Consider the following 23,570-nt stretch of genomic DNA (forward strand, 5'->3'; position numbering starts at 1 on the left):
GATAATGGGTGAAAAAAAAAATGCATGCGGCTGTTCCTCCTGCGGTGAAGTTTTCCCTTCGGAGCAAAACAAACAAGAAATCTATAATAAAGAAGAGGGACAGCCTTCATTGTGGCAAAGAATAAAAACATTACTTTTTGAAGAAAAGCTATTGGCGCTTTTGTCTGGAATTTTGCTCTTATTGGGTTGGCTGTCATCTTACTGGGGAGTATCATCTGAAGGTCAAAAAGTTTTTTTCTTGGCTGCAGCATTAATTGGTGGTATGAAAATTTATCGAAAAGCAGCTGTATCGCTTTTTAAAGTTAATCTGGACATGAATGTGTTAGTTACCATTTCTGTAGTCGGAGCTATTTTCATTGATAAGTGGGCAGAAGCGGCCATGGTGGTCTTTCTTTTTGCTGCCGGTGCTGCTCTGGAATCCTACACTATGGAAAAAAACCGTCGTTCAATTGGGTCTCTGATTGATTTGGCCCCCAGGGAAGGAAGGGTATTCAGGAACGGTGAGGAAATAAAAGTGCTGGTAGAGGAAATACATACCGGTGATACTGCCTTAATTAAGCCTGGGGAAATGATTACGGTGGATGGTTTTGTGGTGAAAGGTTTTTCTTCGGTTAACCAGGCAGCCATTACCGGTGAATCTCATTGGGTGGAAAAACAAACGGGAGATGAGGTGTTTTCCGGAACCATGAACCAGCATGGGTATCTGGAGGTGATGGTGACCCGGGAAGCCCAGGATACTACCCTGGCCAAAATTATTCACCTGGTAGAGGAGGCCCAGTCCAAAAAAGCTGTTTCTCAGCAGGTGATGGACAGGTTTGCCGGGGTTTATACTCCCCTGGTTATCTCCTTGGCAGTTGTTATTGCTGTTATTCTTCCCCTGGCATTCCGTTTGGATTTTATAACCTGGTTTTACCGGGGGCTGACTCTGCTGGTGATATCCTGCCCCTGCGCACTGGTGATTTCCACTCCTGTTTCTATAGTATCGGCCATTGGAAATGCCGCCAAACGGGGGATTCTTATTAAAGGAGGGGCGCACCTGGAGGAGGCCGGAAGAATATCCGTGGCTGCCTTTGACAAAACCGGCACACTGACAGAGGGTAAGCCGGTACTGAATAAAATAATTTCCTGTAAGGGTTTTACCCGGGAACAAATTTTGTCCCTGGCGGCTTCTTTGGAATCCAGGTCGGAACATCCCCTGGGGAAAGCTATCACCCGGGAAGCAAAAAAACTGAAACTAAACTTGAAAGAACCGGAAAAATTTGAAGCTCTGACGGCCATGGGAGTAAAAGGAAAATTAGATGGGGAGCTATTTTTCGTCGGCAGACCCCTACTGTTTGAAAAAAACGGCGTTAATTTGGCAGAATGGAGTGAGGACATTAAACAGCTGGAGGAAGAGGGACAGACTGTTCTGGTGCTGGGCACCTGCAGAGAAATATTGGGATTATTGTCCTTGGCCGACCAGATTCGAGGAGAAGCTTACCGAGCCGTTGAAAAGCTGAAAAACATGGGTATTAAAACGGTGATGCTGACGGGAGACAACCCGGCCAGTGCCAGAAATATAGCAGAAAAGCTGGGGATTGACCAGTACCATGCTGCTCTTCTCCCCCAGGACAAAGTAGAGAAGATGAAAGAACTTACCGGAAAATACGGTAAGACTATCATGGTGGGGGATGGGATCAATGATGCCCCGGCTCTGGCTGTGGCATCTGTGGGCATTGCCATGGGGGCGGCCGGAAGTGATACCGCCCTGGAAACGGCAGATATTGCTCTGATGTCCGATGACCTTTCCGGTGTCCCGGAAGTAATTCAGTTGAGTCGGGCAGCAGTCAGCATTATTAAGCAGAACATTGCTTTTTCCCTGCTGATAAAACTGGGTGCCGTCCTGTTGGTTTTTCCCGGGTGGTTGACTTTGTGGATGGCAGTCCTGGCAGATGAAGGGGTTCTGCTGTTGGTTTCCTTAAATGGAATGCGTCTCATGGGTTTTGGCAAAAAGAATAAAAATGGCAAAATATCAAAAACAGCACAGGTTACATGCACCCGCTAATAATCAAGTTGTCATGGGGACGGTTCTGCCAATCTTGATAAGTTGTAAAAAGAGTAAAAAAGACAAGCTATATGTGTTAGTGTACGTGGGCTCAGGTGTAGAATCTCTACCTGATTCCCCGATGTCTCAATTTGCTGAAACCAGTTCACGCAATTTTAGATTGACTAATTATTTTAAGGGAGGAATTTTATCATGAGAATGCTCGAAAAATATTTTCCTGAGTTTACAGAAAAGCTGGATGAAATGGATAAGTTGTATGAAGAAAAGAGGTTAATCGATGAAAAAACGTACCAATTTATATGTTTTGCCCTATCCATTAAGGCACGATCTAAACCTTGTGTATTAAAGCATTTTAAAGGTGCATTGGACGCTGGATCAACTTTAACAGAGTTAAGTTATATCTTTGCTCTGGTAATGAGGGAAGCAGCGGGTGCCGATGATTGTTGGACCCATGATGTTTTGGTTGATTGGAAAGAGATTGTAAAGGGTAATTTGAGCTGTGACTGTCCAAAATAAATTTTTGTATTTATCAATATTAGGTATATAGATGTGTCAAGAGAACCGTCCCCTTGGCACTCTTGACAATTAAGGATACTGATGATAATATTAAAAAATCAAAAATCGTTTATTTGTTAAAGACCATGATGGGGAGAGTAAGTTCTGTTTGACGTAACAGCGAGCCGGAGTAGGTGGGAGTCCGGCACGGATTCAGAGTTGAAGCGCACCCCGGAGTATTCGGGCCCAACCTCAGGATGCCTTAGTGCAAATAGGGAAGTAGGCTCGGACGGGACTTCACCGTTAAAAGAAGGCCGCAGCTTAAGTTTGCTGGGCATAAAGAGGGCTGAACAGGCCAAAAAGGGTGGTACCGCGAGAAAAACCTCTCGTCCTTTACAGGACGAGAGGTTTTATTTTATTTATGTAGAATTTACTATCTACAGAGTGTCTAAGAAACAGGCATAAATACATAAAAGAAAACGGTTACTTCAAGTTTATTTATTATGATTATTCAGCTGTTTAGCAAAAAATTTTTATGAGGTGAGGAAATGATAAAAGTTGGTATTATTGGAGCTACCGGGTACACCGGAATTGAACTGTTACGATTGCTGTATTCTCATACTGGGGCGGAAGTGACACATATCACCTCCACCTCTCAGCAGGGATTGGAAATTAGCCGGGTTCATCCTCAGTTTAAAAAAATTTACGATCTGAGGTTAGAGGAATTGGACATAGAACGGATGGCGGAGGAAACAGATGTAATTTTTAGTGCCCTGCCCCACGGGCTGGCTTTAGAAATAGTTCCACAGTTGACCAGAATGGGGAAAAAGGTAATCGACTTGAGCAGTGATTTTCGGCTGAAAAACCCAAAAGACTATCCTCTATGGTACGAATTTGAACATCCCTGCCCGGAGTATTTAGAAAAGAGCGTATACGGGCTTCCAGAGTTATACCGGGACAAAATCAAAGATGCACTGCTGATTGCCAATCCCGGCTGTTACCCCACCAGCATTTTGTTGGGTCTGAAGCCTTTGATTCAAGAGAACTTAATTGATACTAATTCTATCATATGTGACAGTAAATCTGGAGTATCCGGGGGAGGCAGAGGAGCTAAACTTCCTTTTCATTTTCCGGAGTGTACGGAAAACTTTAAAGCCTACCGGGTAGGAAATCATCAGCATACGCCGGAAATTGAGCAGGAACTCAAGGGTTTAACGGGAGACCAGGGTTTGGTTATAAACTTTACTCCTCACCTGGTGCCCATGGTCCGAGGGATTCTCTCTACTATATATACCGGTCTTAAAAAGGGAGTAGAGAAGGAAGATATACAAAATGCTTATGAAAAAGCTTTTGATAAGGAGGCTTTCATCCGCCTGGTGGAGGAGCCAGGTCTGCCGGAAACCAAATTTGTTTACGGTACAAATTTCTGTGATATAGGGTTTAAGGTGGATGAAAGAACCGGCAGGGTAATCGTGGTGACGGCCATTGATAACCTGGTAAAAGGAGCTGCGGGCCAGGCGGTACAGAATATGAACATTCTCTTCGGATGGCCTGAGGAGACCGGTCTGCTTCAGCCGGTGGTTTATCCGTAAAAATTTAATGTAGGCTTAGGTGTGATTCATTTTATGAAGTAGTGCTGTGGTTTATTCAGATATATATAAAGATATCAGGAGGACTTTAAAAAATGGGTAATATAATTTCAGGGGGTATTACAGCAGTTCCCTGCATAAAGGCAGCAGCCGTAAGCTGCGGGATTAAGGGAGATAAAAAGGATCTGGCCGTTGTATATTCGGAAGTGCCCTTGGTGAGTGCCGCAGTTTTTACCACTAACCTGGTTAAAGCGGCACCGGTTCTGGTCAGCCAAAGAAATATTAAAGAGAAAGTGACCCGGGCAGTGGTGGTGAACAGTGGAAATGCCAATGCCTGTTCAGGTTTGAGAGGGCTGAAGGATGCTGAGAGAATGGCTGCTCTGACTGCTGAATATCTAAAACTTTGCCCTGGGGAGATTCTGGTTTCCTCCACCGGGGTCATTGGTCAATTTCTGCCTATGGAAAAAGTGGAAAAAGGGATAAAAATGGCAGTGGAAAACCTTACTGAAGAGGGGGGCAGCGACTCTGCAGAGGCTATTCTAACGACTGATACGGTGAAAAAGGAAATAGCCTACCGGTTTATGCTGGCTGGAAAAACTGTTACCCTGGGGGCTATGGCCAAAGGTTCCGGCATGATTTGTCCAAATATGGCTACTATGCTGGCTTTTATTACTACCGATGTGAAGATAAGTAAGGAACTGCTGCAGAAAGCTCTGCAGGAATCGGTAAAGTGTTCTTACAATTTAATTACCGTGGACGGGGACACCAGCACCAACGACATGGTCTTACTCTTAGCCAATGGTCAGGCCGAGAATCCAGAAATAACTGAAGAAGGTGAAGACTATCAAGCATTTCTAGAGGCACTTAATTATGTCAACAAGGCCATGGCCCGTCAGATTATCTTAGACGGGGAAGGAACTACCAAGTTAATAGAAGTAACTCTCCAGGGGTTTAAGGATTATGATACAGGCCGTAAACTGGTCATGGGTATTCTTAATTCCAACCTGGTCAAGACTGCCTTTTTTGGGGAAGACGCTAACTGGGGAAGAATAATTACCGCAATGGGTTATTCCAGCAGTAATTTCTGCCCAGAAAAAGTAGATATCTTTTTAGGTGACCTGCAGGTGATGAAGGAGGGGGTGGGACTAATATTTGATGAAGCTTCAGCCAAAGAGATATTGAGTCATAAAGAGGTAAAAGTGTTTATTGACCTGAAGGAAGGGAAGGATAAAATAACAGCCTGGGGCTCGGATTTGAGCCACCAGTATGTGACTATCAACAGCTCATACCGGACATAAAGCGGTTCTGCGGTTAGGTACCCCGGTGGCTGTTGTTAGGAAAATTCTAAGGAATCTCTTAAGCTATCACGAGAGTAAAAAGGGGAACTATAGAAGAGGAATAGGTTTTTGAGTCAAGGAACTGTCCCCTGACTCACTTTAAATGGAGGTGTAAAGATATGCAGGAGATTATTAAGAAGGCAGAGGTGCTGGTTGAGGCGCTTCCCTATATCCGGGCTTTTGCGGACAAAACTCTGGTAATTAAATATGGCGGCCAGGCCATGGTGAACGATGAACTGAAGAAATCCGTAATTATAGATATCATACTTTTAAAATATATCGGATTAAATCCCATCCTGGTCCACGGCGGCGGGGCGGAGGTTACCCGGCTGATGGAAAAGGTGGGAAAAGAGGCGGAGTTTGTCAATGGCCTTCGGGTTACTGATAAGGAAACCATTGAGCTGGTGGAAATGGTTCTGGTGGGTAAGATTAACAAGGAAATTGTAGGGCTTATTAACCAGTACGGAGGGAAGGCGGTGGGTTTGAGCGGAAAGGACAGCAATCTGATTATTGCTCAGAAGCGCCCTCCGGAAAGCATGGTGGTGGAGGGGGAAGAAAGGATTGTGGACCTGGGTTATGTGGGGGACATTGTGCAGATCAATCCCGAAGTAATAAATATCCTGAGCGCTCAAGGTTACATCCCGGTGATTTCTACCCTGGGGGTAAATTTGAACGGTGAGAGTTTGAATATTAACGCCGACCATGTGGCGGGGGAAATGGCCGCCGCATTGGGGGCGGAAAAATTAATGATTTTAACCGATGTAGAGGGAATTTTTGAGGATCCAAAGGATACCTCCTCTCTGATTGCCACCCTGCCCAGGGCCCAGGCCATAGAGATGATTGAGCGGGCTAAAATAAGCCAGGGAATGATTCCTAAGGTGCAAGCCTGTTTGAAGGCTCTGGAGCATGAGGTTCGCAGAACTCACATTGTGGACGGTAGGATGCCGCATTCACTGCTTCTGGAAATCTTTACGGATCATGGAATAGGCACTATGGTAATTGAGTAAGTAAAGGAGGCTTAACCCCCAAAATAAGGGGAGCATATGGAAAATATAAAAGAGCTGGAAAAAAAATATATTATCAATACCTATGGGAGAGACCCGGAAGTTACGCCTCTTTTTGTTAAGGGACAGGGAAGTAATCTCTGGGATGAACAAGGGAACTCATATCTGGACCTGGTCAGTGGCCTGGCGGTGAATATTTTGGGGCACTGCCCCAAGGTGGTAGTAGATGCCCTGCAGGAGCAGTCCAAAAAGCTGTTTCACTGCTCAAATCTTTTCTATACCGAACCACAGGTGCAGCTGGCCCAACTTTTAGTGGAAAACTCATCTTTGGACCAGGTATTCTTCTGTAACAGCGGAGCTGAAGCCAACGAAGCGGCCATTAAACTGGCCCGGAAGTATGCAAAGCTTTTCGTGGATGAAGATCGCTTTGAAATAATAACCGCATTAAAATCTTTCCACGGCCGAACCATGGCCACCATAACGGCCACCGGGCAGCCTAAATTTCACCAGGGCTTTGAGCCTATGGTACCGGGATTTAAATATGCTCCTTTCAATGACCTGGAGGCTTTTGCCTCTTTGGTGGGTGACCAGACCTGTGCCATTTTAGTGGAACCGGTGCAGGGGGAGGGCGGTGTCCATGTTGGTACAGTTAAATTTATCCAAGGATTGAGGAATCTTTGCGATGAGAAGAAACTGCTGCTTATTTTTGATGAGGTGCAGTGTGGTATTGGGCGAACCGGGAAGTTTCTGGCTTCAGAACATTATGGGGTTCAACCGGACATAACTACCCTGGCCAAGGGGTTGGGGGGCGGAGTGCCCATAGGGGCTATGATGGCTGTGCAGGAGGTTGCCCGGGGATTTAATCCGGGAGATCATGCGACTACCTTTGGGGGAAATCCCCTGGCCTGTGCTGCGGCCATAGCGGTGTTGAAGACAATCTTAGAAAATGATTTCCTGGTATATGTTAAACGGAATAGTGAGTATTTTGTACAGGAACTGGAGCAGCTGAAGAAAAAGCTTCCTTCCTTAATTAAAGAAATCAGGGCCAGCGGTATGATGGTGGCTGTGGAAATAGAAGGAGACAGCCGAGGCCGAGAAGTGATGAAAGAATGCTTAAAAAAGGGTCTGGTAATAAACTGCATCGGTGGAAATGTACTCAGGTTTCTGCCGCCCTTAAACGTGACCGCATCTGAGTTGAGGTTCGCTTTGGATGTTTTAGAGGGTGTGCTGAAGAAGTTGAAATAAACTGTGCTTTTTAGAAAGTAAATGATCAGGAGGAAGATTATGCCCAGACGAAAAGAAATAAAAAAGGTCCTGGTCATAGGTTCAGGACCCATTATTATCGGCCAGGCGGCGGAGTTCGATTATGCTGGCACCCAGGCCTGCAAGGCCTTGAGGGAAGAGGGCATTGAAGTGGTACTGGTAAATAGTAATCCGGCTACTATTATGACCGATCTGGATATGGCCGACCGGGTGTACATCGAACCCTTGACCGTTGAGTTTTTAAAAAAGATTATACTAAGGGAATCGCCTGATGGTATTCTACCCACTTTGGGTGGGCAGACCGGCCTGAATCTGGCCATGGAACTTTCCGAAGAAAACTTTCTGCAGAAAACCGGAGTAATTCTTTTAGGCACTCCCCTGGAAGCTATAAAAAAAGCGGAAGACCGGGAAATATTTAAACAGACTATGATGGATTTAAATGAATCCATTCCCGCCAGTTCTATTGTACGTAACCTGGAGGAGGCTATTAATTTTGTCCAGGAGGTGGGATACCCAATTGTAGTCAGGCCTGCTTACACCCTGGGAGGTTCCGGGGGAGGATTGGTATATTCTGAGAGGGAGCTGGTGGCCCAGCTTAAGAAGGGATTAAAGATGAGCCTGATTCACCAGGTGCTGCTGGAACAGAGTGTGGCCGGATGGAAGGAAATCGAGTTTGAAGTAATGAGGGATGGGAAAGACGCCTGTATTACTGTCTGCAGCATGGAAAATATTGATCCCATTGGCATACATACCGGCGACAGCGTGGTGGTGGCACCGGCATTGACCCTGACGGATTCCGAATACCACGCTCTAAGGTGTGCTTCTTTAAAAATTATACGGGCCTTGGGCATTGAAGGGGGCTGCAATATTCAGTTTGCCGTTAACCCCCATGATTTTGTATATAACGTAATTGAGGTGAACCCCCGGGTGAGCCGTTCCAGTGCTCTAGCCTCCAAAGCCACCGGATACCCTATTGCCAAGGTGGCGGCCAAGATCGCTGCCGGCTATTCCCTGGAGGAAATACAGAATGCGGTGACCAAAAAGACTACCGCCTGTTTTGAGCCCAGCATTGACTATGTGGTTTTAAAGTTTCCCCGCTGGCCCTTTGATAAGTTTGTATTGGCGGACCGAAAACTGGGAACACAGATGAAGGCTACCGGAGAGGTAATGTCTATTGACCGGACCTTCGAGGGTGCCTTTTTGAAAGCCCTGCGCTCTTTAGAAATAAATATCTTTGGGTTCTTGACCGGTGCTTATGAAGATTGGAAGGATGAAGCCATTACCAGGGAACTGGAAAAAGCCAGTGATGAAAGGCTATTTGTGCTGGCAGAGGCTTTTCGAAGAGATTGGACTATGGAAAGAGTGCATGAATTAACTAATATAGATAATTTCTTTTTGTTTAAATTTAAAAAAATAGTGGCGATAGCTAAAAGTTTTATCGGCCTTGAACTGGAGGAAGTTACGGCAGAGGATCTTTGGGAGGCCAAGAGAAGGGGTTTTGCCGACCAGGATCTGGCAAATCTTTTAAATGTGGATATGATGGAGGTCAGGGCTCTTCGGGAAAACTTTTGCATAATGCCCACCTATAAGATGGTGGACACCTGTGCCGGTGAGTTTGAAGCGGCAACTCCTTATTATTATTCCACCTATGAAGAGGAGGACGAGGTGGAGATTTCGGACAAAAGACGGGTATTGGTCATCGGTTCCGGCCCCATCCGCATCGGCCAGGGGGTAGAATTTGACTACTGTTCAGTCCATGCGGTCTGGGCACTGCAGCAGGCGGGACGAGAAGCCATTATAATTAACAACAACCCGGAAACGGTGAGCACTGATTTTGATTGTGCCGATAAGCTCTATTTCGAGCCTTTAACTCCCGAGGACGTGCTGAATATCATAGACAAGGAGAAGCCTGAGGGGGTAGTAGTTCAGTTCGGCGGGCAGACAGCTATTAACCTGGCGGAGTTTTTAAAGGATAGGGGGATTAATATACTGGGGACCTCTGTGGAGAATATAGACCTTGCGGAGAACCGCCAAAAGTTTTGGGAACTGCTCCAGTCTCTGGGGATATCCCAGGCCGAGGGAGCCTCAGTATTTACTCCTCAGGAGGCCATGGGAGTGGCGCTTAAATTGGGATTTCCCCTGCTGATCCGTCCTTCTTACGTGATTGGAGGCCGGGCCATGTTTCTGGTGCACAACGAAGAACAGATGTATACTTACCTGAAGCTGGCGGCCAAAGTATCTCCCAATCATCCAGTCTTAATTGATAAATATCTTTTAGGGATGGAGGTAGAAGTAGATGCCATCTCTGATGGGGAAAACATACTTATTCCGGGGATAATGGAGCATATAGAGCGGGCCGGCATTCATTCCGGGGACAGTATGGCCGTATTTCCACCCCGTAATATTACTCAAAAACAGCTGGATACCCTGGTGAATTACACAGAAAAAATAGCCAGGGCCTTAGAAATAAAAGGGTTGGTTAATATTCAGTTTGTAATATATAAAGATAGAGTCTATGTCCTGGAGGTGAACCCCCGGGCCAGCCGCACTATACCCATTTTGAGCAAGGTAACCGGTGTGCCCATGGTGAAGCTGGCGGTAGATATTATGATGGGGGCCCGTTTAAAGGACCTGGGTTTTGGCATTGGACTAAGAGAACATCCCCACTATATGACCGTCAAGGCCCCGGTATTTTCTTTTGAAAAGCTGACCCAGGTGGATATCTCTTTAGGTCCCGAAATGAAATCTACCGGGGAAGTCCTGGGAATGGATTTGACCTTCATAGGAGCTCTGTATAAAACTATGTTGGCAGGGGGATACTCTTTTCCTCAAAAGGGCAGGATCCTTTTTTCCGTAGCTTTACAGGACAAAAATGACATTTTACCCCTGGCCAAAAGGTTTGCGCAGCTGGGTTTTGAGCTTTTCGCTACTGCAGGGACAGCGGAAAGTTTGAAGGAATACGGAGTTCGGGAGATTGAAATTGTGAAGAAGATTGGAGAGGGGAAGCCCAATGTGCTGGACCTAATCCAGGAGGGGGTTTTTGACCTGGTGGTGAACACCCCTACCTTTGGGCAGAAGCTTAGTTCCACCGGCTACCAGATGAGGAGAAGCTGCGTAGAATTAAAGATTCCCTGCCTTACCTCTCCGGATACGGTACAGGCTTTTCTGGAGGTGCTGGAAATGAAGTATGGGGAGGGGAAGGGTTTTTCCGTAAAAACGGTGAAAGAATATCTGGATGAATTCATTTAAAAAGGAGTGAAATCATGTCTATTTCTGCACAGGAAATAAAAGATGCAGCCTGGGATGCCCGGTTAGAACTGGATTCCCAGGAAGAGTCCGAACTTTTGAAGGAAGCCCAGCAGCTTTTTGAAGATTTAGTCTCTTTTATTGACCCTACTTTTGAAAATATTTCTCAAACCTTTTACCCTATCTCATCAAAAGCTGTTATGCGGGAGGATGAGGTAGAGCTTTCGCTTCCTGTAAATACCGCCCTGGCTAATGCCCCGGATGCCGATGATTTTTGTCATCATGTACCCAGAATCATTGAAGAATAAGGTTAGAAGGAGGATTTCAGTTGAAAATTTCAAAGGGCTGCACAAAAGAAAAAATATGTCCAAAAGAAGCAGACTTAAAAGAATTAGCCCGGATAGTGTATGATCGGGCTAAAATGGCTGAAGAAAATTATAACGCTTTCATTACCTTAGATGAGCAGTATCTAAACAGCCAGGTGGAGAAACTCTCTGCAGGAGAAAAGGATGATAAGAAACCCCTGTCCGGTATTCCGGCTGTTTTAGGAGATAACTTATGTACCGAAGGGATAAGGACCACCTGCGGTTCCAAAATATTAGAAAATTATACATCCCCTTTTAATGCTCTGGTGGCAGACAGACTTCAGGAGGCAGGGTCTATAATAGTAGGAAAAACAAATATTGATGAATTTGGAATAGGAGATTCCCGGGGAATATCACACTTTGGCAGGGTTAAAAACCCCTGGGATGCAAACCATACTGCTGGTTCCGGTACAGCCTGTGCAGTAGCCTCAGGTTCTGCGGTTTTCGGACTGGGTTCAGATGCCCGGGGAGGATTGAGGCAGTCTGCCGCTTACAGTGGTTTAGGAGGATTGAAGCCCAGCTTTGGGAGAATATCCCGCTGGGGACTTATTGATTATGCTCCATCATTGGACCAGATCGGTATAATAGCTAAAACCGCCATGGATATGGCTCTGGTACTGGAGTGTATAGCCGGTGAGGATTATCGTGATTCTTCTACTCTGAAAAATCCTGCTCCCGGTTATTTAGACCTGCTGGAGGAGAACCCTGCGGATATTAAAATAGGCCTGTTAAAGGGATATGATGTAGAATCCTTAGAGCCTGAAGTTAAAGCTTTGTTTGAAAAAGAGCTGGCCAGGTTAAAAGATATTGGCTGCAGTATTGTAGAAGTAGAACTGCCTAATTTTCTTAAATCTTCAACTACAGCTTCTATTATTGGAGCGGTAGAAGCTTATTCAAACCTGGCCAACTTTGACGGTGTGCGCTTTGGCTATAGGGGCAGTTCTAAACATCTCCAGGAAATGTACATAAAAAGCAGAACCGAAGGGTTTGGTTCTTTCTTAAAAAAATATTTAACCTTTGGAGCGCTGGCTTCTGCGGAGGACCATATTAAAGAAATCTTTAATCCGGCTCAAAAAATGAGGACTAAGATTAAAGAAGAATTAGAAGAGGCACTTAAAACCGTTGACATGGTGGTAACACCTACCGTTCCTTTCCGTGCCCCTGTCTTTTCAAACTTGGACAGCTTTTATGGCATTGATAGTCATGCCCATACTTTTACTGCGGCAGTTAACCTGGCAGGGCTTCCGGCCTTAACGGTACCTGTTAAAGCTGACCAGGATTTACCTACAGGGCTCCAACTAATAGGAAGGGCTTTTGAAGAAGGGAAACTGTTGAATGTATGGAAGGCTTTGGATAAATAAGTTTTTTTTTACTTTTCGCTGTAGTGCCAGGACGTAAAGGCAAAGGAGCCTAATAATTTTAAGCAGAGGTGAAAAACAATGAAGTTTGAGCCTGTAATAGGTTTAGAAATACATGTAGAATTGTTAACTAAAACAAAAATCTTCTGCGGCTGCAGCAATACCTTCGGCTCGGAACCTAACTCGCAAACATGCCCTGTCTGCCTGGGGCTGCCCGGTTCCCGCCCCCTTTTGAATAAACAAGCCGTCGAGTTTGCCATTAAAGCATCGTTGGCCTTGAACTGTGAAATTGCAGAATACACAACTTTTGACCGAAAAAATTATTTTTATGCCGACCTTCCCAAGGGATATCAGATTTCACAGTATTTTTATCCCACGGGGACCAATGGATACGTAGATATTAATGTAAACGGAGATAGCAAAAGAGTGCGTATTCATCAGCTGCACCTGGAGGAGGATACGGGGAAACTTCTTCATTCAGGCAGTATTTTAGATTCCCCTTACAGCCGGGTGGATTTTAACCGTGCCGGTGTACCCTTGATAGAAATAGTTACTGAACCAGATATCCGCAGTGCTGAAGAAGCCCGGGTTTTTCTACAGAAATTAAGAACGATACTTTTGTACACAGAAGTATCCGACTGTAAAATGGAAGAAGGTTCTATGCGCTGTGACGCAAATATTAGCATAAGGCCTGAAGGAAGTAAGGTTTTAGGCAGTAAAACTGAGTTAAAAAATATGAACTCTTTCAAGGCGGTTCAAAAGGGAATCGAATATGAGATTAAAAGACAGACCAAAGTATTAGAAGCCGGCAGTGAGGTGGTACCTGAGACCCGGCATTGGAATGAGGGGAAAGGAACCACCACGGCCATGCGCAGCAAGTTTAAGGCCGCTAATTACCGTTGTTTCCCGGATCCCAATGTTTTTCCTATAGAAAACAACAGTGATTGGATTGAAAATATTAAAAACCATATGCCGGAACTTCCTGATGAAAAAAAAGCCAGGTTTGTTGCGGATCATAATCTTCCGCAGTATGATGCCGAAGTTTTGACTTCCAGCAGTGAACTGGCAGAATTTTACGACCGAACGGTTTCCCTGTACCCTAATCCCAAGTTTGTCAGCAACTGGGTTATGGGAGAATTAATAGGGTTGTTAAATGCCAAAAAAGAAGATATTTCTGCATGTAAGATTACTCCCTCAAGTTTGGCCAGGCTTTTCCAGCTGATAGACGACCAGACTATCAGCGGAAAAATAGCTAAAACCGTGTTTCAGGATATGTTTGATACCGGAAAAGACCCGGAAACCATTGTGAAGGAAAAGAACCTGGTGCAGATTACGGATACTGGCGAAATAGAGGTAATTGTTGATCAGGTAATTGAAGCTAATCCGGGATCGGTAGCTGATTTTAAAGGCGGTAAAAAGAAAGCCCTGGGTTTCCTGGTGGGTCAAATCATGAAAGCCACCAAGGGCCAGGCTAACCCTCAAGTCGTAAACAAGCTTTTGGCGGAAAAATTGAAGTAATGTTATAGTGTGGTGTAATTAAAGAACTAAAGGGCTCTAATAATACTAGTAAAATATTTATTAATGTCAATTAGTAAATTGTAAAATTTTTAAAAAAAGGGAGGCAGGTTAGATGTCCCTAAAGGGAAAAGATTTACTAACTTTAAAGGATTGGAGTTCTGAAGAAATATTTCAAGTGCTGGAACTGGCGGAAAAGCTAAAAAAAGAAAACAAGGAAGGGACGTTTCATCCACTGCTGAAAGGGAAAACCTTGGGGATGATATTTCAAAAGGCTTCCACCCGGACCCGTATTTCTTTTGAGGTAGCTATGTGGCAGTTGGGAGGCTATGCTCTTTTCTTAAATCCACAGGATCTGCAGATGGGTCGAGGAGAACCTATCAAGGATACAGCCCGGGTGTTAGCCCGTTACTTAGAGGGGATTATGATTCGTACCTTTTCCCATTCTGAGGTGGAAGAGCTGGCTCACTATGCAGATATTCCTGTAGTCAACGGACTTACCGATACGTATCACCCCTGCCAGGCCCTGGCGGATGTTTTGACCATCCGGGAACACAAGGGGGATTTTAAGGGATTGAAAGTGGCCTATCTGGGGGACGGCAATAATGTAGCTCACTCCCTTATCCTGGCCTGTGCTAAAGTGGGGATTAATGTTTCAGCGGCCTGTCCTACCGGTTATGAACCTGATGAGGAAGTGGTGAATTGGGCGCTCAAGAATCGTTTAGTGCCAGATAGTGAAATTACTGTAACCTCCAGCCCCCAGGAGGCACTAAATAATGCGGATGTGGTTTACACTGATGTTTGGGCTAGTATGGGACAAGAGGGAGAGCATAAGGAGCGCCTTGAAATATTTAAACCCTTTCAATTAAACCAGTCATTATTGAAGCAGGCAAAATCCGACGCAATCGTCCTACACTGCCTGCCGGCCCATCGGGAAGAGGAGATAACCGATGAGGTTATAGAAGGCCCCCAGTCGGCAGTAATGGATCAGGCGGAAAACCGTCTTCACGCCCAGAAAGCCGTCCTGGCCCTGGTAATGGGGTAGATGGAAACTTGGGTTTTCAAGGTGACAATCCTTGACAATGACAAACCTAGAGGAAGGAGTGGGAATATTGAAAGTAGTGTTGGCATATTCGGGAGGGTTGGATACCTCTATTATTATTAAATGGCTTATAGAAAACTATAATTGTGAGGTCATCTGCATGGCTGCCGACGTGGGGCAGGCGGAAGAATTAGAGGGCCTTCGGGAAAAGGCCCTGAATTCCGGAGCATCAAAAATCTATATTGAAGACCTCAAGGAAGAGTTTGTTCGGGATTTTGTTTTTCCTACATTAAAAGCTAATGCTTTGTATGAACAGAAATACCTGCTGGGCACCTCTATCGCCCGTCCGGTGATTGCCAAGCGTATGGTGGAAATTGCTCAAATGGAGGGGGCTTTAGCGTTAGCCCATGGCTGTACCGGAAAAGGAAACGACCAGGTGCGGTTTGAATTGACAGCGAAAGCACTAAATCCTCAGTTAAAAATTATTGCCCCCTGGAGGGAGTGGTCCATAACCTCCAGGGAGGAGGCCATAGATTATGCTCAAATGCATGGGATTCCCATCACGGTAACTAAGGAAAAGCCCTACAGCATGGATCGTAACCTGTGGCACATCAGCTATGAGGGAGGAGTTCTGGAGGATCCCTACCATGAGCCTCATGAAGATATGTTCCTCCTGACAGTAAGCCCTGAAAAAGCACCTGATGAGCCATTGTATATGGAAATCCAGTTTGAGAAGGGTAATCCTCTGGGGATAAATGGTAAGGAATATTCCCCGGTTTCCTTAGTAGAGGAACTGAACCGGTTGGCGGGTCAGCACGGGGTGGGCCGCAGAGATTTGGTTGAAAACCGTCTGGTAGGCATGAAGTCTCGAGGTGTGTATGAGACCCCAGGAGGTACCATTCTCTTTCTGGCTCACCAGGAGTTGGAATCTCTTTGCCTGGACCGGGACACCATGCATTTTAAGGAATTGATTGCTCCCCGCTATGCTCAGCTGGTGTATAACGGCCAGTGGTATACTCCCCTGCGGGAAGCCCTTGATGCTTTTATAGAAAGTACCCAGAAGCGGGTAACCGGTACGGTGCGGGTAAAGCTATACAAAGGCAGCTGCACCGTGGTGGGAATGAAGTCCCCCTATTCCTTATATCGGGAAGACCTGGCCACTTTTGAAAAGGGCGAACTTTACGACCAACGGGATGCGGGAGGTTTTATCAACTGCTTCGGACTGCCCATGATGGTTCAGGGACTCTTGGAGGGTCAGCTGAAGGGGGAAGAATAATGAAACTTTGGGGCGGAAGGTTTCAAAAAAATACAGATAAAATGGTGGAGGACTTTACCGCCTCCATTTTCTTTGACTGCCGTTTAGCGGAGGAGGACATAACCGGGAGCATTGCTCATGCCAGGATGCTGGCTAAAACCGGGATTATCACCCAGGAAGATTCCCAGGAAATGATCCAAGGCCTGCAGGAGATTCGTCAAGAAATCCAGGAGGGACGGTTTGAATACCGGACGGAACTGGAAGATATCCATATGCACATTGAAAAACGCCTGACAGAAAAGATTGGCCCCATTGGTGGGAAACTGCATACCGCCCGGAGCCGAAATGATCAGGTGGCCCTGGATATGCATCTGTATGTGAAAAAAGAAATAAAAAGCACGGTGGAACTTATTGCCCGGCTGCAGGGGGCGTTGATTACTTTGGCGGAGGAGAACCTGGAGGTGATTATTCCAGGATATACTCATCTGCAGAGGGCACAGCCGGTACTTTTCAGCCACCACCTGATGGCTTACTTCTGTATGCTGGAGCGGGACGTTCAACGGTTTCGGGATAATTATAAAAGGGCGGATCTTATGCCCCTGGGGGCCGGAGCACTGGCGGGCACTTCATTTCCCATTGATCGGGAGTATGTGGCAGAGCTTTTAGATTTTGAAAACCTGTATGAAAACAGCATGGACGCCGTCAGCGACCGGGATTATCTTTTAGAATATCTGAGCAATGCCTCCCTTTTAATGATGCATCTGAGCAGGTTCTGTGAGGATTTAATACTGTGGTCCAGTTCGGAATTTCAATTTATAGAGATGGACGATGCTTTCTGTACCGGAAGCAGCATTATGCCTCAGAAAAAGAATCCTGACGTGGCGGAACTGGTCCGGGGAAAGACCGGAAGGGTTTACGGCAGCCTTTTTGCTCTTCTTACCACCATGAAATCTCTCCCTCTAACTTATAATAAAGACATGCAGGAGGATAAAGAGGGGCTTTTTGATGTGGTAGATACCCTCAAGGGCTGCTTAGAGGTAATGTCACCCCTGGTAGAAAGCATCCAGGTTAAAGGGGAGGCATCCCGAAAGGCGGTAGAGGAGGATTTTTCTGCTGCTACAGACCTGGCGGATTATCTGGTGAAAAAGGGAATGCCCTTCCGGGAAGCTCACGGGGTCATTGGTGGACTGGTAGCTTTTTGTCTGGAGAAGCAGAAACTATTAAAACAAATTTCTTTGGAGGAGCTCAAAATTTTTTCTATTCTATTTGATGAAGAGTCTCTAATGTGGTTGATTCCAGAAAGAGGGGTAGGTGCCAGAAACATAACGGGAGGAACGTCTCCAGAGCAGGTAAAAAAATTCTTGAGGAAAGCAAAAATATGCCAAGAAAATAATATAAAAATTATAAAATGATATATTATTTTATGGTAATTGAAAATTAACTGATAATAATTATTTACTAATTATAATATATAAAGAAATGTTATATATAAACCCTTTAAAGGTATTAAATACCTTATTTTTAAAGGGTTTATGTTATTGTTTCGAAATTTGAACATTGAATTATTAGTAAAAATTAGTCTTAATTTTTTAGAACTAAAAGAAGGATTTGTAAAAGTTTAATCGAATTATAATACTTAATTATCGGTATAAAGAATAAACATAGCTAGAGGTGTTTGGCTATATTTAACGATGTAAGGGGGGTGATGGAGAGGCTGAAGCAAGAATTAATACCAGGGTAAGATTTAAACAAAGCTATTAGATTTTCTTTTGAGCAGGCTTAAATGCCGAGGAGGGGTTAAAACATGGAGCATTATTATCCGCCCGATATAGAGAGGGTAGAGAAAGAAATTGAGTTTCATCTCGAAAAAAATAAAGATCTGACTCAAATTTTTGAGGTGTACAAAGGAATACTTGCTGTGCAGTTGGACTACCTGGATAAAATAAAGGTTTCTGTGGCCTTTACTGAAGAGGAAATAAAAGAGTTCTTTAGGAAGGGCAGTTATCTAATTGGCCAGCAGAGCATGGAAGTTGACCCGGTTCTTTTTAGGGAAATTATGATTTCCATCAGTCACGCCATCAAGGAAAAGAGTCCGGAGGCTCCGGAAGCTCTTTTAACACTTTCAGAGTTGGATGAGTTTAAAAAAGACAATGTGCAGAAATTTTTACAAAAGATTGCTGCCTATGACAAGCAGCAGCTGGAGAATTATATACAGGAAACCGGGATGGATGAAAGAGCGGGACTGGACAGTGAAATTATTTCCTTTGTAGTCTTTGCCGTCATCAGCCCTTTTTACAGCATGTACATGAATACAGTTAAAGAGATTTCGGACTTTGCCCTTTGGCGCCTGAGTTATTGTCCTGTATGCGGACAGACCGCTACTATAGCGAAGCACAGGGAAGAGGATGGGGCAAGGGTACTGGAATGCTGGCTCTGTCATGCCCAATGGTATTATCCTCGGGTAGAATGTCCTTACTGTGACAACAAGGACCATAAAAAACTTCGTTTCTTCTATGTTCCCGGTGACCGATCCCGTCAGGTGCACGTATGTGAGGTGTGTAAAAGTTACTTAAAGACTATTGACAGCAAGTCTATGGAAAAAGATGCCATTTTGGATTTGGAGTCCATAGCCACGGCATATCTGGACGTGCTGGCGGAGCGGGAGGGATACAAACTCCCCGGTGGGGATGCAGATTCCTTAAATTAGTCTGTTCAAAAAATTAAAGCTTTGTGTACCCTATTACCCTTTTTTTCATGAGAGTTTCAAAAAGAAAAAGAGGGGTCAAAAAAAACTATTAAAAATAAATTAGTGAGGTGAAGGTTTGAATGAAATTATCCCGTAGAAATTTTTTAAAGCTATCTGGATTAGCAGCTTTAACGGGAACACTGGCCGCTAAGCTTGGCTGTGAAGATAAAGAGGATCCCACACCATCAGATCCATCTGAACCAACAGGCCCTCCTGCGGATGATGCGGTAGCGTTACGAGTTAATTATGAGACTACAGTAACTAATGTTTGCTCCTTTTGCGGCGTAGGCTGCGGAGTTTTATGTTTTGTAGAAGATGGAAAGATTGTGGGAACCGAAGGGGATCCCGACCATCCTATCAGTGAAGGTACTCTCTGCAGTAAAGGTTCTGCTCTTTTTAATAAGTATTATGATTATGATGAGAAGGGCAATGCCGTTGTTAGTCCTCAAAGAATGCAAAAAGTTCTCTACCGGGCGCCAAAGGCCACGGATTGGGAAGAAAAGGATTGGGACTGGGCTATTTCAGAAATTGCTCAGAGATTTAAGAAGACCAGAGATGATTATTTCAAAGAGAAGAATTCAGGCGGTCAAACAGTAAATCGCTGTGATGAAATAGCCTGGATTGGCAGCGCCATGTGCAATAACGAAGAAAACTACCTTTACAGGAAGTTTGTTGCTGCCACCGGCATCGTCAACAATGACCATTGCGCCCGTCTCTGACACTCCTCTACCGTCCAAGGTTTGGGCAATTCATTTGGCAGAGGAGTTATGACGAATCACTGGATTGATTACCAGCACTCTGATGTTACAATTAACATCGGTGGAAACACTGCAGAAAACCATCCGGTTTCTATGAAGTGGATACAAAGGTCACTGGACAATGGTGGCAAGCTGATTGTGGTAGACCCCCGCTTTACCAGGACTGCTGCTTTGGCTGATGTATATGCACCCATCCGTCCGGGAACTAACGTAGCGTTTTTATCAGGATTGATTAACTACGCTATTGTGAATAACATGTATCATGAAGAATACGTGAAAATGTACACCAATGCCTCCAGCCTGATTGATCCTTCATTTGGTTATAATGACGGATTATTTACCGGCTCTTCAGCCGCAGCGAATCTGGGAGCAGGGCAGGTAGCTTATACAAACAAGGATTCCTGGGCCTACCAGAGGGATGCCGATGGCAATATCCTAAAGGATGACACCCTGGAAGACGAGAACTGTGTATGGCAGCTCTTTAAAGAGCACTATTCCCGTTATGATGTGAAGACAGTCAGTGAAATCACCGGCTGCCCTGAAGATAAGTTTGAGGAAGTAGCCGAGCTGTTCTGCAGCACCGGGCAGCCCGGTAAAGCTGGAAACCTTTCATATGCCATGGGCATGACTCAGTTCACCCACGGTTCTCAGAACGTTCGTAGCTGCGCTATTCTTCAGCTGTTACTGGGTAATATAGGTATTGCTGGTGGCGGCGTAAACGCTCAGCGGGGCCAGGTTAACGTACAGGGTGCCTGTGACATGGGCCAGCTGTTCCACGTTCTTACCGGATATATGCCGGTACCTAGAGCTGGACAGGATTTAGAAGCCTATAATGGTACCACACCCGGTGGTGGTTTCTGGATTCATCGGCCTAAGTTTTTAGCCGGTATGCTGAAGGCTTTCTGGGGGCGATAATGCTACAGAAGATAACGATTTCTGCTTCGACTACATGCCCAAGCTGGAGCCAGGTAAGGACCATTCATCCGTTGCTTATTACACGTATATGGGTAAAGGGGAAATCAAAGGACTGCTTTGTTTCGCTGATAACCCTGTGGTCAGTGGAGCTTCTACTGCTAAGAAGCGTAAAGCTCAGGCAAACTTGGATTGGCTGGTGGCTGTAGATATGTTTGAAAACGAAACCTGCGCTTTCTGGAAGGCTCCTGATATGAATGCCGCAGATATTGATACCGAAGTGTTCCTGCTGCCCGCCGCTGGTCACTTTGAAAAAGAAGGTACCGCTACCAATTCCGGGCGCTGGATTCAGTGGCGCAACAAAGCTCAGGATGCTGCTGGCGACGCTAAGCCCGACCTGTGGATTGTAGACAAACTTTTCAAAGCAGTAAGAGACCTGTATGATGCAGAAGGCGGAGCTTTCCCCGAGCCAATCCTGGAAATGAATTGGGATTATGGCGATGAGCCTGATGTTGAAAAGGTTGCTCAAGAAATTAACGGTTACTATGTAGCTGATGGAAAACTGATGACCGGATTTGCCGATTTCATCAACAGTGAACCCGGTGACGTAGCTTGCGGCAGCTGGATTTATCCTGGATTCTATGCTGATGAGTCTAGTCCTGCTTGTAAGAGCCGTGTTAAGGAAACTGAAGGCATCGGTGCCAACCTGCAATACAGCTGGGCCTGGCCGATGAACAGAAGAATCGTTTACAATCGCGCATCCTGTGATGCCGATGGCAAGCCCTGGAACCCAGATCTGCCCGTAATGGAGTGGGATGGTTCCGAGTGGAAGATGAACGACGTGCCTGACTTTAATGCTGCTGTTCCTCCCGAGGACACTGCCAGCAAAGGCTTCATTATGACTCCGGAACTGCAGGCAAGACTTTTTGCTCCTGGCATGGTTGACGGTCCTTTCCCCGAGCATTACGAGCCCTGGGAGAGCGTAACCAGCAACAAGATGTCCAGTAAAGAGTTCAACCCCTGCTGTAAGGTTTGGTATCCTGAAGACCGGGGAAGCTCTTCGGAGTATCCTTACATCTGCACCACTTACCGCCTGGTGGAACATTACCAGACAGCTATCATGACCCGGAACATTCCCTGGCTTGTAGAGGCTATGCCGGAAATGTTCTGTGAAATCAGCCCGTCATTGGCTGATAAAATCGGCGTGGAAAATGGCGATATGGTTGAAATAGAAACCAAGAGAGGGAAAATTCAGTGTAAAGCTGCAGTTACTGTGAGAATTAAGCCCTTGATGATTAACGGTGAGGAGAAGGAAATTGTAGGAATGCCTTTCCACTGGGGCTTTATGGGCCTTTCCAGCGGAGCTTCTGCCAATGACCTGTCCCCAACCATAGGTTGTGCCAACACCACCATACCGGAATTTAAATCGTTTATCTGCGATATAAGGAGGGCTGGATAAATGGCAAAAGTTAAACTGATTGACGTTACCAAATGTATTGCCTGTAAAGGATGCCAGACAGCCTGTAAAAACTGGAACCAGCTTCCGGCTCAAGAAACTACCTTTGTAGGTTCTTATGAGAACCCTGGAGATTTGGATGCCAATACATGGTGCCGTGTGAAGTTCAACGAGTACGATGAAGGCGATATCAAGTGGTATTTCGCCAAGTTCCAGTGCATGCACTGTTCTGACCCTGCCTGCGCAACTATCTGTCCCGTCAGTGCCATCTCCAAGACCAGCAGTGGTTCTGTGAAGGTAGACCAGGAAACCTGCATCGGCTGTGGTGCTTGTGTTGGGGCCTGCCCCTTTGACGTGCCCAGAGTAGGCAATGGCAAAATGTTTAAGTGCACCCAGTGTTTTGACCGCACCGGCAACAATTTAGCGCCGGCCTGCGCTACCACCTGCCCCACCGGAGCCGTCAGCTTTGGTGATAAGGATGCAAAAATAAGTGAAGCCAATGACCGGGTAGCTGCCGTTTCAGGCAGGCATCCCAATGCACAAGTTTACGGTGTAGACGAACTGGGCGGATTGGGAACCATTTATGTTCTTCCCGATGCTCCCGATAAGTGCGGACTGCCTGCAGATCCTCAGGTCAGCCTGTCCACATACTTCTGGAATGTGGCCCTGGCTCCTGTGAAGACTTTGGCAGCTGTAGGTCTTACCGTTGGTTTCATGCACAAGTTCGTAGAAAAGAAAGCTGCAGAAATGAAGGAAGACAACGTAGAATAATAATAAACATAATAACAAATGAGAATTATCCATTAAGGGCGGCTTTTAGCCGCCCTTAATTTTATCTCTTTTTTTTTAGGGTATAAGAACCCCACCTCTAAGCGTTAGCGTAGGTGGGGCTTATAATCAGGTGGAGTAGAGTCTCCACCTGATTCCCCGATGTTTCAGCTTGCTGAAACGAGTTCACTGTCATGAGAATAGATGTTTGTTCAGTAAGTTTTAATCTATTCAAAAAATGCTGGAATGCTGAGCTCGCATTGACACTAATCATTTTTTTTGATAGATTAACCTGGAGGTGTTAAATGCAAGTAAAGTCTTTAAATATTGATATTTTTCAGGAATTAGAGGTTTTTGCTCTCATGGAAAAATTGTTTCAAAGGAGCTTTGAATTATAATTTAATGGGGGAGGTTTAA

At 45.4% G+C, this 23,570-nt stretch carries 15 protein-coding genes, 1 pseudogene and 1 other annotated feature; all 16 genes and pseudogenes read left to right on the forward strand.

Features of this window, described 5'->3' with window-relative positions; genetic code table 11:
- Window positions 1-4: 4 nt before the first annotated feature.
- The 16 genes and pseudogenes from HUE98_RS04880 to HUE98_RS04965 all read left to right on the forward strand — a co-directional run bounded on the left by HUE98_RS04880 (window position 5) and on the right by HUE98_RS04965 (window position 23,156).
- Entirely contained in the window at window positions 5-2,044 is a 2,040-nt protein-coding gene (locus HUE98_RS04880; RefSeq protein WP_241422741.1) for a heavy metal translocating P-type ATPase, read from the forward strand.
- A 192-nt stretch (window positions 2,045-2,236) separates the two neighbouring features.
- Entirely contained in the window at window positions 2,237-2,560 is a 324-nt protein-coding gene (locus HUE98_RS04885; RefSeq protein WP_241422742.1) for a carboxymuconolactone decarboxylase family protein, read from the forward strand.
- 116 nt (window positions 2,561-2,676) lie between these two features.
- Window positions 2,677-2,936, forward strand: a binding site (T-box leader).
- A gap of 151 nt (window positions 2,937-3,087) precedes the next feature.
- Window positions 3,088-4,131 carry an N-acetyl-gamma-glutamyl-phosphate reductase gene (argC, locus tag HUE98_RS04890; RefSeq protein ID WP_241422743.1) on the forward strand — a complete coding sequence of 348 codons (1,044 nt, stop codon included), beginning with the start codon at window positions 3,088-3,090 and terminating at the stop codon, window positions 4,129-4,131.
- 92 nt (window positions 4,132-4,223) lie between these two features.
- Window positions 4,224-5,426, forward strand: a complete 1,203-nt coding sequence (argJ, locus tag HUE98_RS04895) for a bifunctional glutamate N-acetyltransferase/amino-acid acetyltransferase ArgJ (RefSeq protein WP_241422744.1) — start codon at window positions 4,224-4,226, stop codon at window positions 5,424-5,426.
- Between the two features lie 158 nt (window positions 5,427-5,584).
- On the forward strand, window positions 5,585-6,472 hold the full coding sequence (gene argB, locus HUE98_RS04900) for an acetylglutamate kinase (protein WP_241422745.1): 888 nt from the start codon (window positions 5,585-5,587) through the stop codon (window positions 6,470-6,472).
- 36 nt (window positions 6,473-6,508) lie between these two features.
- Complete coding sequence (locus HUE98_RS04905) at window positions 6,509-7,714, forward strand: aspartate aminotransferase family protein (RefSeq protein ID WP_241422746.1); 1,206 nt, start codon at window positions 6,509-6,511, stop codon at window positions 7,712-7,714.
- A gap of 39 nt (window positions 7,715-7,753) precedes the next feature.
- Complete coding sequence (gene carB, locus HUE98_RS04910) at window positions 7,754-10,981, forward strand: carbamoyl-phosphate synthase (glutamine-hydrolyzing) large subunit (RefSeq protein WP_241422747.1); 3,228 nt, start codon at window positions 7,754-7,756, stop codon at window positions 10,979-10,981.
- 14 nt (window positions 10,982-10,995) lie between these two features.
- Window positions 10,996-11,286 carry an Asp-tRNA(Asn)/Glu-tRNA(Gln) amidotransferase subunit GatC gene (locus HUE98_RS04915; protein ID WP_241422748.1) on the forward strand — a complete coding sequence of 97 codons (291 nt, stop codon included), beginning with the start codon at window positions 10,996-10,998 and terminating at the stop codon, window positions 11,284-11,286.
- A 20-nt stretch (window positions 11,287-11,306) separates the two neighbouring features.
- The gene (locus HUE98_RS04920; RefSeq protein WP_241422749.1) at window positions 11,307-12,704 is read left to right on the forward strand and encodes an amidase family protein; all 1,398 of its coding nucleotides are present in this window, start codon (window positions 11,307-11,309) and stop codon (window positions 12,702-12,704) included.
- A gap of 78 nt (window positions 12,705-12,782) precedes the next feature.
- Window positions 12,783-14,219: an Asp-tRNA(Asn)/Glu-tRNA(Gln) amidotransferase subunit GatB gene (gene gatB, locus HUE98_RS04925; protein WP_241422750.1), complete on the forward strand. Its 1,437-nt coding sequence runs from the start codon at window positions 12,783-12,785 to the stop codon at window positions 14,217-14,219.
- Between the two features lie 112 nt (window positions 14,220-14,331).
- Window positions 14,332-15,261, forward strand: coding sequence for an ornithine carbamoyltransferase (gene argF / locus HUE98_RS04930; protein ID WP_241422751.1), 930 nt, complete (start codon window positions 14,332-14,334; stop codon window positions 15,259-15,261).
- Window positions 15,262-15,298: 37 nt separating this feature from the next.
- A complete protein-coding gene (locus tag HUE98_RS04935; RefSeq protein WP_241422752.1) occupies window positions 15,299-16,534 on the forward strand; it encodes an argininosuccinate synthase in 1,236 nt (411 codons plus the stop codon).
- Window positions 16,531-17,925: an argininosuccinate lyase gene (gene argH / locus HUE98_RS04940; RefSeq protein ID WP_277623724.1), complete on the forward strand. Its 1,395-nt coding sequence runs from the start codon at window positions 16,531-16,533 to the stop codon at window positions 17,923-17,925. The genes HUE98_RS04935 and argH overlap by 4 nt, the downstream gene beginning before the upstream one ends.
- A gap of 392 nt (window positions 17,926-18,317) precedes the next feature.
- Window positions 18,318-19,220: a formate dehydrogenase accessory protein FdhE gene (locus HUE98_RS04945; RefSeq protein ID WP_241422754.1), complete on the forward strand. Its 903-nt coding sequence runs from the start codon at window positions 18,318-18,320 to the stop codon at window positions 19,218-19,220.
- A 119-nt stretch (window positions 19,221-19,339) separates the two neighbouring features.
- Window positions 19,340-22,388: pseudogene (gene fdnG / locus HUE98_RS17970) on the forward strand (formate dehydrogenase-N subunit alpha).
- A complete protein-coding gene (locus HUE98_RS04965; protein WP_241422758.1) occupies window positions 22,389-23,156 on the forward strand; it encodes a 4Fe-4S dicluster domain-containing protein in 768 nt (255 codons plus the stop codon). It abuts the pseudogene before it with no gap.
- The last annotated feature ends 414 nt before the right edge of the window (window positions 23,157-23,570 follow it).

The organism is Candidatus Contubernalis alkalaceticus (assembly GCF_022558445.1).
Classification (GTDB): domain Bacteria; phylum Bacillota; class Dethiobacteria; order SKNC01; family SKNC01; genus Contubernalis; species Contubernalis alkaliaceticus.